9 protein-coding genes are annotated in these 15,850 nt (G+C 67.8%); 1 reads left to right on the top strand and 8 read right to left on the bottom strand.

The features are described 5' to 3' along the window. Positions 1-7: 7 nt before the first annotated feature. The 3 genes from BLR21_RS01410 to BLR21_RS01400 are packed head-to-tail and all read right to left on the bottom strand — an operon-like array spanning position 8 to position 3,207. Positions 8-871 carry a carbohydrate ABC transporter permease gene (locus tag BLR21_RS01410; RefSeq protein WP_090003793.1) on the bottom strand — a complete coding sequence of 288 codons (864 nt, stop codon included), beginning with the start codon at positions 869-871 and terminating at the stop codon, positions 8-10. Continuing rightward, the gene (locus BLR21_RS01405) at positions 868-1,833 is read right to left on the bottom strand and encodes a carbohydrate ABC transporter permease (RefSeq protein WP_256334371.1); all 966 of its coding nucleotides are present in this window, start codon (positions 1,831-1,833) and stop codon (positions 868-870) included. The genes BLR21_RS01410 and BLR21_RS01405 overlap by 4 nt, the downstream gene beginning before the upstream one ends. A gap of 60 nt (positions 1,834-1,893) precedes the next feature. Further along, complete coding sequence (locus tag BLR21_RS01400) at positions 1,894-3,207, bottom strand: ABC transporter substrate-binding protein (RefSeq protein WP_090003792.1); 1,314 nt, start codon at positions 3,205-3,207, stop codon at positions 1,894-1,896. Between the two features lie 373 nt (positions 3,208-3,580). Between BLR21_RS01400 and BLR21_RS01395 the strand changes: the two genes are divergently transcribed. Continuing rightward, complete coding sequence (locus BLR21_RS01395) at positions 3,581-4,612, top strand: LacI family DNA-binding transcriptional regulator (RefSeq protein WP_090003791.1); 1,032 nt, start codon at positions 3,581-3,583, stop codon at positions 4,610-4,612. A gap of 108 nt (positions 4,613-4,720) precedes the next feature. On the opposite strand, the gene BLR21_RS01390 is transcribed toward BLR21_RS01395, so the two are convergent. The 5 genes from BLR21_RS01390 to BLR21_RS01370 form a co-directional block, all read right to left on the bottom strand. After that, positions 4,721-7,792 (bottom strand): glycoside hydrolase family 2 TIM barrel-domain containing protein, encoded by a 3,072-nt coding sequence (locus BLR21_RS01390; protein WP_218130709.1) that lies wholly within the window; start codon positions 7,790-7,792, stop codon positions 4,721-4,723. Positions 7,793-8,040: 248 nt separating this feature from the next. Then, complete coding sequence (locus BLR21_RS01385) at positions 8,041-9,765, bottom strand: family 43 glycosylhydrolase (RefSeq protein WP_218130708.1); 1,725 nt, start codon at positions 9,763-9,765, stop codon at positions 8,041-8,043. 4 nt (positions 9,766-9,769) lie between these two features. Beyond that, positions 9,770-11,104, bottom strand: coding sequence for a right-handed parallel beta-helix repeat-containing protein (locus BLR21_RS01380; protein ID WP_090003789.1), 1,335 nt, complete (start codon positions 11,102-11,104; stop codon positions 9,770-9,772). Positions 11,105-11,108: 4 nt separating this feature from the next. After that, on the bottom strand, positions 11,109-12,959 hold the full coding sequence (locus tag BLR21_RS01375) for a rhamnogalacturonan lyase family protein (protein WP_176929400.1): 1,851 nt from the start codon (positions 12,957-12,959) through the stop codon (positions 11,109-11,111). A gap of 38 nt (positions 12,960-12,997) precedes the next feature. Continuing rightward, positions 12,998-15,721 (bottom strand): exo-rhamnogalacturonan lyase family protein, encoded by a 2,724-nt coding sequence (locus BLR21_RS01370; protein WP_090004432.1) that lies wholly within the window; start codon positions 15,719-15,721, stop codon positions 12,998-13,000. Positions 15,722-15,850 lie beyond the last annotated feature (129 nt).

The following is a 15,850-nucleotide window of genomic DNA, read 5'->3' as shown; positions in this document are numbered from 1 at the left end:
GGTTCTCCTACTTCAGAGCGCCTGCCGCCGCGCCGCTGCGCCAGAAGCGCTGCAACAGGACGAAGGCGACGACGAGCGGGACGATGGCCAGCAGTGAGCCGGTGACGACGAGGTTGAACAGCATGCGGTTGCCGGCGTCCTGCTGTGCGGTGTTGAACCAGGTGGTCAGTCCGACGGTCAGCGGGTAGAGGTCGGCGTCGCTGAGCATCACCAGCGGCAGGAAGTAGTTGTTCCACGTCGCCACCAGGGTGAACAGGAAGACGGTGACGAGCGCGGGACGCATCATCGGCATCGCGATCTGCCAGAAGATGCGCAGCTCGCCCGCCCGGTCGATGCGTGCGGCGTCGATCAGCTCCACCGGCACGCTCTCGTCCACGTAGACGCGGACCAGATACGCGCCGAACGGGCTGAGCAGCGACGGCAGGACGACCGCCCACATGGTGTTGACGATGTCGAGTTCGGACAGGATCAGGTACGTCGGCAGCACCAGTGCGGTGGCCGGCACCATGATCATGCCGAGCAACGCGGTTTCGAAGAACCGCTTGCCCATGAACGAGAACCGCGCCAGTCCGTAGCCCGCGGCGGCGGCGAGCGCGGTCGCGCCCAGAGCGCTGAGCCCCGCGTACAACGCCGTGTTGACCAGCCACGCGCCGTAGACACCGCCGTCCTCGCTGAACAGCTGCTCGATGTTCTCCAGCAGGTTGAAGTCGGCGAACCACAGCGCCGGGCTGTCGAGCAGGTCCGGCTGGCTCTTGGTGGCCGCGATGACCACCCAGAGCAGCGGCACCAGGAAGTACAAAATGCCCGCGCCCATCAGCACATGTGGAAGCCAGGTCCTCGCCGTCGTGTTGCCGGCTGCGCCGCTGGTCATGAGCGTGCTCCCCGCCTGCGGTTGACGAACACGAACGCGTAGGCCACCACGAACACCAGGAAACCGAGCGTGAACGAGAGTGCGGCCGAGTAGTTGAAGTCCGAGTAGGCGAACGCCTGGTTGTAGGCATAGAGGTTCGGCGTGTAGCCCGCCGAGATCTGCGGCGCGAACCGGGCCATGATCTGCGGTTCGGTGAAGAACTGCATGGTGCCGATGACGGTGAAGATCGCGGCCAGCGAGATGGCCTGCCTGATCGCGGGCACCTTGACCCGCAACGCGATCTGCACCGGTGTCGCCCCGTCGATGACCGCGGCCTCGTACATCTCGCGCGGCACGCCCTGCAACGCCGAGTACAGGATGATCATGTTGTAGCCGGTCCACGCCCAGGTCACGATGTTGCCGAGCGACACCAGCAGCAACGAGGCGCTGAAGAAGTCGATCGGGTCGCCACCGACGAGCGCCGGCAGGTCCGCGAACGGGCCGAACGTGCGGCTGTACAGGAAACCCCACATGAGCGCGCCGACGACGGCCGGCACGGCGTAGGGCATGAACGCGATGAGCCGGAACGCCACGGCGAACTTCGTCGTGACGGCGTCGAGCGTCAACGCCCCGGCCAGCGCGATGCCCAGCATGACGGGGATCTGCACCAGTCCGAAGAGGACGACCCGCAGCAGGCCGTCCAGCAGAACCGGGTCGGTGAACGCGCGCACGTAGTTGTCGATACCGGTGAACCGGGTGCCGAGCGCGAGGCTCTTGCTGGACTGGCTGAGCCAGAACGCGTAGCCGAGTGGCACGACCAGGAACGCGACGACGACGAGGAAGAACGGCAGGACGAACAGCGCTCCGGCCACCGGGTGCGCGGTGACCCGGCGCCGTCTCCGTCGTGACGGGCTCTCGACCGGACGGGGAGACGGCGGCAGGTCGTCGGCCGCGGGTGCCGTGATCGGTACGGACCGCGTCACGGAGGACCTCCTGGACTGGGGTGGTCGGCTTGCCGCGGCACGCGGCAGGCCTCGGGTGCACTACCGGCTGACCTTGAAGCCCTGCTTCTCGGCGTACGCGACGACGTTCTTCTGCGTCTCCTCCAGCACCGTGCTCCACTGCCTGCTACCCGACATCGCCTCGGCGGTGCGGTCGTTCAGGTCCTTGAAGACGAAGTCCTGGAACGGCGTGTACTGGAACTCGCCCAGCTTCTCCGACACCGGCACGAAGATCTCGTTCACCTTCTGCCCGTTGAAGAAGTCGTACGCCTTGCCGGTGAACGCCGGGTCAGCCGCGACGTCCTTCACCAGCGGGTACAGGAACGCCTTGTTCAGCCCGATGTCCCACGCGGTCTTCGAGCGGCCGAACAGCTCGCGGGCCACCGTGGTCGCCGCCTGCTGGTTCTTGGCCTGCTTGGTCACGGTGAACGTCGAACCGCCCCAGTCGCCCTGCTCGTCGGCGCCCGCGGTCCACTGCGGCATCGGCGCGACCGCCCACTTTCCTGCGGTGTTCTTGAGCGAGCCGGCCACGTAACCGGGCGTCCAGCCGGCCGCGGCCCAGGTCCAGTACTTGCCGGAGTCCAGCGCCGCGGTGGCGTCGGCGGTGAAGAACTTGTCCTGGGCCATCAGGCCCTTGTTCACCAGGTCGCCGTACAGGTTGACGACCTTCTCGCACTCGGGCGCGGTCAGATTGATCTTCACTTCGTCCTTGGCCCTGGCCTGCGAGTAGCCGTACGGCCGGCAACCCGCCTGCCACATCAGCCCGTTGAGCCAGCCGCCGTCACTGCCGAAGCTCGCGATGTAGGCGTTCGGGTCGACGGCCTTGATCTTCGCCGCCGCGTCGGCGTACTCGAGCCACGTCGTCGGCACCGGGATGCCGTGCTGGTCGAAGAGGTCCTTCCGGTACATCAGCGCCATCGGTCCGCCGTCCACCGGGATGGCGTAGACCTTGTCGCCGTCGGTGGCCTGGCTCCACGCCCATTCGGCGTAGAGGTTCTTGTCGTCGTTGGCGCCGTACTGCCCCATGTCCACCAGTCCGTCGAGGATGACGAACGTCGGGATCTGCTGGAACTCGACCATCGCCACGTCCGGCGCGCCCTTGCCGGCGGTGAACGCCGTTTTGAGCTTGGCGTACTGGTCCGGGCCGGTGCCGACGTTGGTCCAGTCGACCTGGATGTCCTTGTGGGAGGCGTTGAACGCGTCGACCACGCCCTTGAACTCCGGGTACCAGGCCCAGACCGACACGCGCACGGGCCCGTCGGGGTTGTCCGCGGCTCCGCCGCACGCGGCCACAGCGAGCAGGCCGGCGACGACGAGCCCTGCACGGAGTTTCGCCATCCATTTGGTGCCGAGCATGAGGAGCGCCTTTCCGTCGCGGCATGCATCAGGGCATGCGCCATCACCATCACGGTGCGTGATCGGGAATGCGGTAACCCCGTGTGGCACGAACCGAGGACCGCAGAAGTCTGTGCGGTGCTGCACCACGGCTGACGGGGGTGAGTGAACCGACCGTGGCTGCCGCCGTGGCAATGGGTCTTGCTGCGCTGCAAAGCACTATGGACTGCCTTTTGCTGCGCTGCAAGACCCAATCTCATGTCAGTCGAACGAGCCGCGGGCCCGATCCCACGCGCCTCGGAGGACCGGGACTTGTCGTGGCGAGGACCAGCAGGCACACTGCGTTGCAGCGCTGCAGCGGTGGGCCGCCGCGCCGGTCTGACGGAGTGAGCCGATGCGCGATGCCACGCTGCGTGACGTTGCCGAGCTGGCGGGGGTGTCCGCGCGCACGGTGTCGAACGTGGTCAACGGCTACGCCCCGGTCACCGAGCCCACCCGCGAGAAGGTCGAGAAGGCGATCAAGGAGCTGGGCTACCGGCCCAACGTGCTGGCCCGCAACCTGGCGAACGGCAGGTCAGGGCAGATCGCGGTGGTCGTTCCCTTCCTGGACGTGCCCTACTTCTCCGAACTGCTCCAGGCGATCATCCCGAGAGCCCGCGAGCGCGGCTATCACGTGCTGATCGACCAGACCGACGGCGATCCCGCCCACGAGCGAGAACTGATCCGGCGCGGCGCACGGGCTGCCCTGTTCGACGGAATGATCTACAGCCCGCTCGGCCTGGCGCAGGAGGACCTGGCCGAGAGCGACCCGACGTTTCCGCTCGTCCTGCTCGGCGAGCGGTCGTCCAACGCCTTCTTCGATCACGTGGGCATCAACGACGTCGAGGCGTCCCGTGAGGCCACAGCACATCTGATCGGCCTGGGCAGGCGCCGGATCGCCGCGATAGGCGATCAGCCGTACCCGACCGGCGAGGCGGCGCAGTTGCGCACCCTCGGCTACCGGCAGGCGCACGCGGACGCAGGTCTGCCGGTGGACGAGTCGCTGATCGTCCAGACGCGCCGGTTCAACCGGGCCGACGGCGCGGCCGCCATGCGGGCGTTGCTCGATCGGGACGACCCACCGGACGCCGTTTTCGGCTACAACGACACGGTGGCGCTCGGCGCGTTGCACGAGATGCTGGAACGCGGGCTGCGGGTGCCCGAGGACATCGCGCTGATCGGCTACGACGACATCGACGAAGGCCGCTATGCCAACCCGGCGATCAGCACCATCTCTCCGGACAAGGACGCCATCGCCACGACCGCGGTGGAACGGCTGCTCATGCGCATCGGCAGCAAGGAACCACTGCCCGGCATAGAGGTGCGTGCCTCGCACCGGCTGATCGCCCGCCAAAGCACCGTGGGGCGCGCATCACGCGCTGAGTGAATGCTCCAAGGCGGCGCTCCAGCGCAGGGGCCGGCGTTCACGGCCGGTCAGGTGCAGACGTCCCAGCTCGACGGTGTCTGCCTGACCGGCCGCGACGACTCGCCCCTCCTAACGTCCGGCCGAGGCTTGCGAGATGCCGAGGAACCCGTGGGTGGTTCCCGGTGCGGAGCTGGTGAGGTCCAAGCGGATGCGATCGCCGCGCACCGCGGCGAACGTGATGTTCGCGGTCGTACCGCCGGACCAGTCGACCTTCACGTCCCGCGCCGGCACGAACGCACGGCCGTTCCAGTACGACACCGCGATCGAGGCGGGCAGGGCGTGTGAGGCGTCACTGAGGAACGCGGCCCGCACCGAGCCGGCCTGACCGTCTGCGGAGACAGGCAGCGACACCCAGTCCGTCGCGTGCGCCCGGCTCACCGCCGGAAGCAACGCCGTGGCGCGCTTGAGGTAGTAGTTCGACCAGTAGGTCGAAGTACTTCCGTCGAGCATCGCTGCCGGGACCGTGTCGCGGGCACCCGAGTAGCTCGCGTCCGCTCCCGGTGCGGGCGCCGGCAGCGGGTCGTGATCGGCGGTGGTGGCCTGGGCGGCACCGGACCGTCCACCGACCGCCGTGACCAGAGTGGACGCCGTGCGCAGGCCGGGTGCTCTGGCCGTCACCGTGATCACGGAGGCCGTCCGTCCGGAACGGACCATCGCCAGCGCCTTGCCGTTGAACGCGGTGCGCGAGCTCGCCTGGTAGTTCTCCGCGCTCTCCTGGCGGCCGTTGTCGAGACCGGCGAGGCTGCCGCCGCGGACCTGGAAGGAGATCAGGTCGTCCGCGTCCGGCACCACCACGCCCGCGCGGTCGACGACCTCGGCCGTGACGAAGGCAAGCCCCTCACCACCGGCCCTGGTCACCCTGCGGTCGGGCGTCAGCCTGATCGCGTGCGGCTCGCCCGCGGTGCGGACCTCGTCCCTGGCGACCTCCACGCCGCCGCGCCGCGCGACCGCGACAAGCCGTCCCGGCTGGAACGGCACCGACCACGTCAGGTGCAGCTTGCCCGCGCTCCCGTTGGGGCTGGTGTAGCTGCCGGGATAGGGGCCGGTGATCACGGTCTTGTCGTCGCCGGTCGCCTCGGTGGTTTCCAGGTACCGGCTGCCGTGAACAGTGGTCTTGGTGTCGAACTTCCTTTCTCCCAACGACTTTCCGTTGAGGTAGAGCTCAACGGTGTCCGCGTTGCTGTAAGCCCACACCGACACCGGCTCACCCACCTTGTGCCCGGTCCAGTTCATCGGCAGCAGGTGCACCATCGGCTCACTGCTCCACTGGCTGCGGAACAGGTGATAGAAGTCCTTGGGGAACCCGGCGGTGTCGACGGCACCGAAGAACGACGACTTCACCGGGTACACGTCGTACGGCGTGGGTTCGCCGATGTAGTCGAATCCGGTCCACAGGAACTGACCGGCGAACCACTTGCGGTCGCGGTCCTTCTTCAAGCCGTACTCACCGCTGTAGGTCCACGTTTCCAGGTTGTTGTCGTAGGACGACAGGTTGCGCCTGCCCGGCGTGTGGTTCTCCCCTGTGTTGAGCTGGTCCGGGTCCTGGTAGTGGCCGCGGGTCGAGGTGGAGGACGACGACTCCGCCTCGAAGAAGAACTTGCCGGGGTAACGGGCGTGCAGCGCGTCGATCGAGGAGGCGTCGTTGTAGTTCAGGCCCATCCCGTCGAGCATCCGCAGGATCTGGTCCTGCGGTGAGCCGATCGCGGGCACCCGGCGGTACCGGTCGCTGCCCATCACGATCGGGCGGGTGGTGTCGATGGCCCGCACGTCGTCGATGAGCCGCCGGGCGATCGGCGGGCCCGCGGCCGCGCTGGAGTCGGGGATCTCGTTCCCGATCGACCACATCACCACCGACGGCGAGTTCTTGGCCGCGTGCACCATCTCACGGAGGTCGGCGCTGCTGTGGTCGTCGAAGAACCGGCCGTAGTCGAACTTCGTCTTCGGCGTGCGCCAGGTGTCGAACGCCTCGACCTGCAGGAGGATGCCCAGCTCGTCGCACGCCCTGACGAACTCCGGCGAGGGCGGGTTGTGCGAGGTGCGCACGGCGTTCACGCCCATGCTCTTCATGATCCGCAACTGCCGCACGATCGCGTCGGAGGAGACCGCTGAGCCGAGCGCACCCAGGTCGTGGTGGAGGTTGACGCCCTTGAGCTTCATCTCCACGCCGTTGAGGGAGAAGCCGTTGTCCGGGTCGAACGCGAAGTACCGGATGCCCGTGCGGGTGCTGACGGTGTCCACGACCTTGCCGCGCACTCGGATCTCAGTGTCCACTGTGTACAGATCCGGTCGGTCCACGGACCACAGGGCAGGTTTCGCGATCCTGATGTCCGCGGTCGCCGTACTCGGTTCGACGGTCAGCGCGGCACGCGCCGTACCCCGGCCGACGATCCGGCCGCGCGGGTCCTTGACCGTCGAGACGATCTCCGCTCCGGTGCCGCCGCTCTCGCTGACGGCGGTGGTCGCGACACGCATCGTGGCGTAGCCGGCCTTGATCGTGGTCTCCAGGTCAGGCGTCGTCACCTTCATGCCGTGACGCGTGACGTGTGCGGGCTCGGTCACCACCAGCCGGACGTCACGGTAGATGCCGCTGCCCGAGTACCACCGGCTGCTGGGCACCTGGTTGCGCACCTTGACCGCGAGCGTGTTCGGAGTGCCGTCGGTGCGTGCATCGAGGTCGTACGCGAATCCCGTGTAACCGTACGGATGACGACCGAGCAGCTTGCCGTTCAGATACACCTCGGAGTCCATGTAGACGCCGTCGAACTCGATCGACACCTTCTTCCCCGCCAGCGACGACGGCAGCGTGAAGGTCTTGCGGTACCAGCCCAGACCGCCGGGCAGAAAGCCGGTTCCGGCTCCGGTGTGCGGACCTTGCACCGGGTCGAGCCCGATGCTCCAGTCGTGCGGCAAGCGCGTGTCCCGCCATGACCGATCGTGCTCACCGGGCTGTGGTGCGTCCTCACCGGTGGTGTTCACCAGGGCGAACTGCCACGCTCCGGTGAAGTCGACGGTCCGTCCGGCCGGCTGGACGTGCGAGGCCCGCGCCGGTGTCTGGACGGCGCCCAGCCCCACCACCACAACACAGCTGAGAACCAGCGCCCAGAACTTGGCCCACAGTCGATTCGATCGTCGAACAGCCAAATTTCACCACCCTGTAGCGGTTCCCGCGTCGATCGACGCGTTTACGCACCCCAGGAAAGCGCTTACCACCACTGTGCGCAAGAGAGGGGCGCCGGGCATGAGCATGGATTTCCCTGACGGTCCGGCGAGTGGTGGATGGCCAGATTTGTGCCGTCACGCGGCACGACGTCCACCCCGGCGCCGATGGCCGGGGTGGAAGTCGTTGATCACACCGCTGACGCGGTCTCTGCCTGCTGACGCTGCCCTGGTTACGGTGTCTTGACCAGTGAGAGCTGGTCGACGACGACACCGCCCGAACCCGACGCCCGCACGGTGACGGTGGCGCCCCCGCTGGGTAGCACGATGCCGGTGAGCTGGCGCTTGGCCCAGCCGCCCGACGACGGGATGCTCAGGGTGCGCTGGCTGCCGTTGGCGCCGGTGATCACGAGCTGTCCGGCACTGCCCCGAGCGTGCAGGGCCAGGGTGTAGGTGCCCGCGGGCACCGACTCGATCCGCTGCTCCACGCCGCCCCTGTTGCTCACCTGGAGGGCGAAGCGAGACCCGTTCGCACCACCGTTGACGTTGGTCACCGAACCGCCGAGGTTCCGCCATCCCCGCACACTGGAGACGATGATGCGGTCGGCCTGGATGTCCGGGTTGAGGATGTAGTTGTTCGCCGGTCCGACGCGCCATTCGCCGGTCGTGACGTTGAACTGCCACTGGCTCACCGAGTGGAACCGCGGCCGCGCACCGGTCTTGGTGATCGGCACCCACTGGTTGTACCCGATCCCGTTCCAGGCGAAGTCGGCCCAGCGGTCGCCGGCGTAGATGACCGTGTTCTGCTTGGTGCCCTTGACCGTCACGAAGAACCCGGTCTGGGTCACGTGGCTGTAGTCCATCTCGGTGCCGGCAAGGACGTACTCGCCGCTGTAGGAGCCCTGGACGTTGCTGCTGGTCGACTCGTTGACGTAGTTGACCGAGGTGTTCCAGCCGTGCAGGGCCGACGCCGCGTGGTAGTACTTGCCGTCGAGCTTGAACATGGCGTTGCCCTCGCGACCGTCGCCGCGGCGGATCTGCACGCCTGGCTCGATCCGCAGCGAGTCGGACTCCCGGAACTTGGCCACGAAGCCGCGCGACCGTCCTTCGCGGTTGGAGAAGATCAGGTAGTCCTTGCCGTTGTCGTCGGTGAAGACCGTCTGGTCACCGGTGCCGGTCGTGGGCGAGTTGGTGATCTGGGTCTGGAAGTAGCCGTAGTCGAAGGTGTCGGTCGGCGAGTCGCCCTGCAGCAGCAGAACACCGTGTCCGCCGCGACCGGTGTGCCACATCTGCACGGCGAGCACGTACTTGCCGGTGTTCTCGTTGTAGGAGACACCGAGCCGGCCGACCCAGCCGGCACCACCCATGTTGGCGCCGCTGCCCACGCCGGTGGAACGCGTCGCGACCCGGTTCTCGAACTTCCAGTTCACCAGGTCCTTCGACGAGTACACCGGGATCGACACAAAGCTGACGTTCCCGTCGTACTTGCGCGTCGGGTTGGCCCGGTAGAGCTCGGCACCGGTGTAGTGCACGCCGTACCAGTAGTAGGTGTCACCGAACTTGAAGACGCCGCCACCCTGCGAATAGATCGGGTTGCCGCTGGTGTCGTTCCAGAACTTGTTGTTCGTGATGGTCTGGAACGTGCCCTCGTCAGCAGCCTTCAGGTCGGCGGCGGCGTTCATCAGTGCCGTCTTCGCGGTGGCTACTTCAGACGTGGCGGCGGACCGGTTGCCGGCGACACCGGCAGCGGTGGTCAACGCCTTGGCGAACGGAGCCCAGGAGTCGGTCGTGTACTTCGACGGAATGCGGGTCTGGTAGTCGCGGACCAGATAGTCCAGACCTCGCTCCGCCACTGCCGGTTCCGCCACTGCGGGATTTGCCACCGCTGGGTTCGCCGAGAGTGGCACCACTGTCGCCACCAACAGCATCGCGGCGGCGGATAGCTTCCAGTACCTCAAGATGTCACCTTCCATCGTTCTCGAAGGCGCCGAGATCCGGCGCACTCCCGCTGAAGGGCAGTCCCACGTTGGTGCCCTTGTCGATCAGAACGCTGTTCGCGGCGAGGCGGAGATGGGGCAGCACGGGCAGACTGCCGTCGGCTTGGCGGGCTGCGTCCCAGCCGGACGTCGACACGCTCCGGAACTGCGCGTCCGACAACGGGACGTTGAGGTTCCAGGAGTTGTGCGAAGCCGTCGTGCCGTTCATGTTCGCGAGCAGCGTTCCGGTGTAGGCGATGTTGTTGCGCAGGTTGCCCCGGCCGACGGAGGCGCCGCTCGAGTTGATCCCCCGCATGTCGAAGTCGGGGCGGTTGCCGTAGCTGGTGTTGTTGAAGTAGTCGTTGGCCACCGGGTGGTGGTTGGAGTAGAATCCCGCGGCCTTGTTGAGAAACGCCACCGAGAAGCGGACGGTGTGCTTCACCGCCCTGGTGTCGTACTCGCGGCCGAAGCCACCCATCTTGAAACCGGCACCGTTGCCCGCGGACGTCGTCGTGCCCGGTACATAACCGTTGCGCCACGCCCACGAGTTCTCGATGAGCACGGGCGAGTACGTGGAGATGAGGTCGAACCCGTCATCGGCGTTCCACCACGCACGGCAGCCCCGGAACACGTTCGCGGGCCGACCGGCGGGCGTGTAGTGCGAACCGAACCCGTCGGCGTTCTCGCCGGGGCTGTCGTTGCTGCGCAGGTCGTAGTTGTCGTGCGCGTCCGAGTTGAGGACGAGGTTGCCGCCCCCGCCGTTGATGAACAGGCCGGTGCCCATGTGGTGGTGGGTGTCGATCTGCTCGAAGACGTTGTTGCTGCCGGAGATCCACAGCCCCCACGACTCGGCGTTGCGGTTGTTGTTCTGCGGTACGCCGGTGACTTCCAGTCCTTTGAGGTGGATCCAGCTGCCGGTGACGCTGAAGCCCTTGATGCGGCAGTCGTCCCTCATGCGCGAGAAGTCGAAGACCGGCTTCTCCCCCGGATGGGCCCAGTACCGGATCGGGTTGCCCGCGCTGCCGCTCTTGTTCAGGGTGATCGCGTCGACCCTGGCCGTCTGGCTGGAGCAGGCGCGGTTCGCACGGGTGTACGCGTACCGGCCACCTCGGAAGTAGACGGTGTCCCCCGGCTTGGCGGCTGTCTGCGCGCGGGCGATCGACGCCCACGGTGCGGCCTGGGCGCCGGCCGCACTGTCATTTCCGTTGGGAGCGACGTAGTAGACGCTCGCGGCCGATGCCGGTCCGGCGGCGATCACGAGAGGGGTCGCCGTGATCGCCGCGACCAGGAGCGCGCGGGTCAGGTAGATCGTGTTCTTCACGGCGTCACCTGCCTGGGTAAGTGATGTTCGGCCTCGGCGGCCGGCTCATGCCGGCGCCCAGGAAGTAGTCGACGTGGTGGGACTGCATGTACCCCTTGAGCGTCATGGCGTTGCGGTAGGCGGGGTTGTGCGCCAGCGTGTAAAGCCTGGTGCTCGTGGGGTGGTTGGTGGTGAAGATGATCAGCTGGTTGTAGCTCGCGTTGGTGTACACGGCTTCTTCTCGCCAGTCGCCGAGGATGTCGCCGTAGAAGGTTGGCTGGACGCTCTGGCTCGCGTCGACCGCGCCGTAGGTCGAGGTGGTGAGCAGCCGTCGCAGGCTGTTGGTGGGCTTGGGGTTGTTCGGGTCCCACTTCTCGAACTTGCCGTCGTTGAGCAGTTCCATCGTCATGTCGCCGTCCCACCACAGGCCCAGTTGCGGCCACGGCCGCAGCGAGGTGTCGGGTTCGGTGAGGCGGTCGGCGGGTGCGTTGTAGAGGCCGGAGAAGGACCAGACCTCCATGCCGGGGAACCGCGGGTCGATGTCGCCCGCCATGCCGCGTCCCACGTCGGCGGTGCCGGACGCGGAGTGCCGCCAGATGATGGAGCCGTTGGCGGCGTCGTAGTAGTACTCGCGCAGACCACTGGGGTTGTTCTGCTGGACGCCGTAGCCTTGCAGGCCCGGGCGGCTGGGATCCATCTTGGCGATGTGGAAGCGGTCGCCGTGGACGATGCCCGAGGGGCCAAGGGAGTACCGCAGGGTGCCGTTTCCGTTGAGCACGAACCCGATCTCGGCGACCTCGTCGGTGCCGTCGCCGTTGACGTCGATGACGCGGGTGTTGTGCCCGTCGGGTGTGTTCTGGTTGCCGCGCAGCCACTTCCACTGCTGGGTCAGCGTCTGGCCGTTGAACTGCCAGGCGCCCATCATGAGGTTGAACCCGCCGTTGCCGACCCGGTTCTTCATGAAGGCGACCAGACTGGGCCGCGTACCGTCGAGGTGGCCCACGCCGAACCGGGCGTACATCGGGCCGTCCCGCAGGTAGTCCGCCGGCACGGGGGCCGTGGCGCGGGGTGCCCCGGTCATGCCGTCGAGGATCGCGATGAACTGGCGGTTGTTGTCGCTGTTGGTGAAGGTGGTGCCGTTGCCGAAGCGGACGCCGTTGGCGATCCGCACGGCGACCTCGGCGCGGCCGTCGCTGTCGAAGTCGTAGACGGTGACGCCGTCGTTGTGACCGACGTCGATCGTGGACGATCCGCCCTCGATGTTGTTCTGGTTGGTGCTGTTGGGTCCCATGTTGACCGACCAGAGGAGCTGGCCGTCACGCCGGTAGGCCTCGATGGTCTGCGGCGACGTCTGGCGGTCCAGGACGTAGTCGTACTCACCGTCGCCGTCGAGGTCGCCGACCCAGACGAACTTCACCGGGCCGCCGGCGCGCAGCGGTACGCGGACGACCGGCTCGACGGCGTGGTTGGCGGTCAGCGTGAAGGCGCCGCTCGGTGGCTGCTCCGCGCCGTTGACCACGGGCCGCACCCGATAGCTGTTCGACCGGGTCAGATCCGCCGTCGAGTCGGTGAAGTTGGTGCCTCCGGTCAGGACCGCGGAGTTGAGCTTCACCTCCTGGCCTCCGGCAGCGGACCGGTACACGTTGAACCCGATGCCGTCCGGGTCGAGCCCCAGCAGCCGCCAGGAGACCAGCACGGCGTTGTTGCCCGACCGCACGGCCACGACACCGCGGCCGAGGTTCTCCATCGGTCTGGCGGCCGCCGCGACGCCGACCGGGGACGTCGCGGCGGCCGGTGCGACGGCCGAAGCCGTCACCGTGGCGGACAGCAGGGCGACTACGGCCCCGGCTGTCGAGACCTTTTTGGACAGTTTCATCGAATCCTCCCTGTGCAGGGTCAGGGCAGGGTGCAGGGTCAGGGCAGTTGATCACCGACCAGCGCCAGGCACTGGATCGCGGCCAGGCCGTACTGTGCGCTGGCGTTGGTGGACACGAAGCTCGCCTCGTCCACCGGTTTGAGCACGGCCGGGCCGTCGACCCGCACCGTTCTCCAGGGTGCGTTGCGCGGATAGCCGGCGTGGCCCGTGTAGAACTCCTGCCACGCTCTGGAGGCCAGCCTGGAGTTGCCGGTCTTCGCCGCGGCGAAGGCGGTGAGCCGGGAGTGGGCCTGCCGCAGGTTCTGGTTGCCGAACGACTGACCGGTCTCGGCCTTCTGCTCCTCGGCCGTGGCGTTGTACAGCCGGCAGTACTGCAGCCAGGCGTTGGTGAACTCCGGGAGGTCGAGCAGGTCGACGAGCTCACTGCACATCTCGACGAGGCCGAACACCGCGCCGAGCGAGCCCACGGAGACGGCCGGTTGCGCCGGTGCGAAGGCTCCGGTGTCCAGGTCGTACAGTCCGCTGCCCTGGACGAAACCGTTGGGCAGTGCCCCGATGCTGCGGGCGCCGGCTATCAGCTTGCGCAGCGCGATCGGGTCTCCGCCGCGCTCCCACTCGGTGAGGAAGGCGGCGGCGAGACCGCTCCAGTCGGTGCCGAGCGAGACGGACAACGCGTGCGGATCCGGTTCGTAGGGCCCGGTCCGGATCTTGCGGATCGGGTCGAGCACGAGGAACGTCCGATCGCCGTCGACCAGATCGCGCATCAGGTCGCCGACCCGTTCGTCGGCGGTGAGGAAGTAGTAGAACCGCCGGTAGGCTGCGGTGCTGATCCGCAGCTGTTTGGCGCTGTCCGCCCAGTGCTGCACGCCGTGCCTCGTGCCGAGGTCGCGCCACTTGCCCAGGTGGTAGACGTCCACCTCGCCGGTGTGCCTGGTCATGGCCTCGGCGAACCGGAACACGTCGGCGCGCCCGGACCTCAGGTACTGGTACCACAGCCACAGGTCCGGCGAGAGCTCGGAGTTGTCCCAGGCGTACCCGCCGATGTCGTACCGCCACACGTGCCGGTCGGAGTCGTAGGTGTGCATGATGTCGCCGTAGTCCCAGAACCCGTACCAGCTGCGCTGCTCGACCTGGCCGCGGTGGTGGTCGAAGAGGAAGTCCAGCCGGTCCTCGATCTCCCGCCGCGCCGGGGTGCTGCGGTCGACCGGGCTCCAGTCGCCGAAGACACCGGCGCCGTGCAGGTGGGCCGGTGCAGCGACGATCAACGGTGGGGTGCGGACGGCCGCGGCCAGCTGGGCGAACCGCTCCGCGGACGGCGTGGCTCGCAAGGCCCAGAACGACAGCTCGGTGGTGCGGGCGATCCCGTATGGCGTGCCGAAGCCGGGTTCGTAGTCCTCGTAGGTGATCTCCAGCCCTTCGAGCTGTTTCGGGTAGGTGTCCTGGCCCATCCCGTCGTGGTAGAAGCGCAGGTCCATCGGGGTGGCGTCGGGCGACCAGAGCCACATCGTCACCTCGGCGGTCTCTCCCGCCGCGCCGCGGACGTCGAGCTGCGTGGGGTGCAGCTGCCAGAAGTCGCGCAGGCCGAACGCGAACCCGCCGCTGATCCCGCCGACGTAGCCGAGGCCGGACGCCCGGCGGCCGGAGTCCACCGGGATCCAGCCGTGGCCCGCTTTGGTGCGCTTGCGAATGTCGAAGCAGCCCTCGGACAACTGCCGCAGGCTGTAGTCGCCCCAGGCCGGGATGTACTGCAGCCTGCTGCTCACTCGGGTGTCCCAAGTGGACACCGGAGGTGTCGCTCGTCCGGCGATCTGCGCCTGCCGCACCGCCGCACCGGGGTCACGGCGCAGACCGGTGATGCCGCGGACGGCCTCGCCGAGCACACCGTCACCGTCACCGGCGAACCGCACGTGACGGTCGTGCGGCTGGTCGGTCATCGGCACCTGGAAGCGGACGCCGAGGCCGGAGATGAAGTCCTTGTTCGCGTCGCCGTCGAAGACGAAGGTGTGGACCATGCGGATGCCGTCGCTGCCCGCGTACAGGTACAGCCGGATGGTGAAGGGCAGCCACGCCCTGGGGCCTCGGTCGGCTCGGTGCACACCCTCGACCCGCACCACGGCGCGCACCGGGCCACGTTGCTCGACGGTCACCGCACGGATGTCGGCGGTGAACCGCTCGGTGCGCACCACTTCAGGCGCGTCGTCCGCGGTGTTCTTGCGCAGGCAGACCAGGGTGCCGCCGGTGGCGATGGTCCGGTCTCCCCTGGAGATCGACGGCACCAGGACGCGACCGCGGCGAGCGATCCGGCAGCGGATGACGCCGGTGTCGACGTCGATCTCCCTGCGGTTCTCGCTGATCCGCAACGGGGCGGCGGGCGCGGCCGGCTTTCCGGTGCGCAGCAGGTACTCCCGCGCAGGCGCGACCTCCGTGCCGATCGCGTGTGCGGTCCACTTGACCGTCCCGTCCGGCCAGAAACCAGTCGGCCACGACTGCACGGGGACGGCCTGGCCGGCGGCGGTACTGAGGGACAACTCGCTGCCTTTGGGCAGGGCCCCCCGCGCCCACGGCACTCCCCAGGTGGTGCCGACAAGTGCCTGAGGCGCCTCGCTTTCCAGCCAGCGCAGTGGCACTTCCGCGGCCGCGGCGGGGGTCGGCGGCGGCTGACCGCCCAGTGCGGCGCCGGCTTGCGCCGGTGCGTGCAGCCCGCTTGCCGCGCCGGTCATCGCGACGCCCACCAGAAGAGTGCGGCGAGACAGTTCGGGCATCATTGCCCTCCACCTGAGCCAGAGTTGAAACGTTTACTATTGCTGGGCAGCGAACCAAGGATTTCTTGATCGTGTCAAGACCATTGCCCGGTTTTTCGTTGGCAGCAACGGTATTGACCGCGTAGCGAC

The organism is Lentzea albidocapillata subsp. violacea (genome assembly GCF_900100275.1).
Lineage (GTDB): Bacteria > Actinomycetota > Actinomycetes > Mycobacteriales > Pseudonocardiaceae > Lentzea > Lentzea violacea.
Note: the sequence above shows the minus strand (reverse complement) of the source record. Positions and strands in the feature narration are given on the sequence as shown.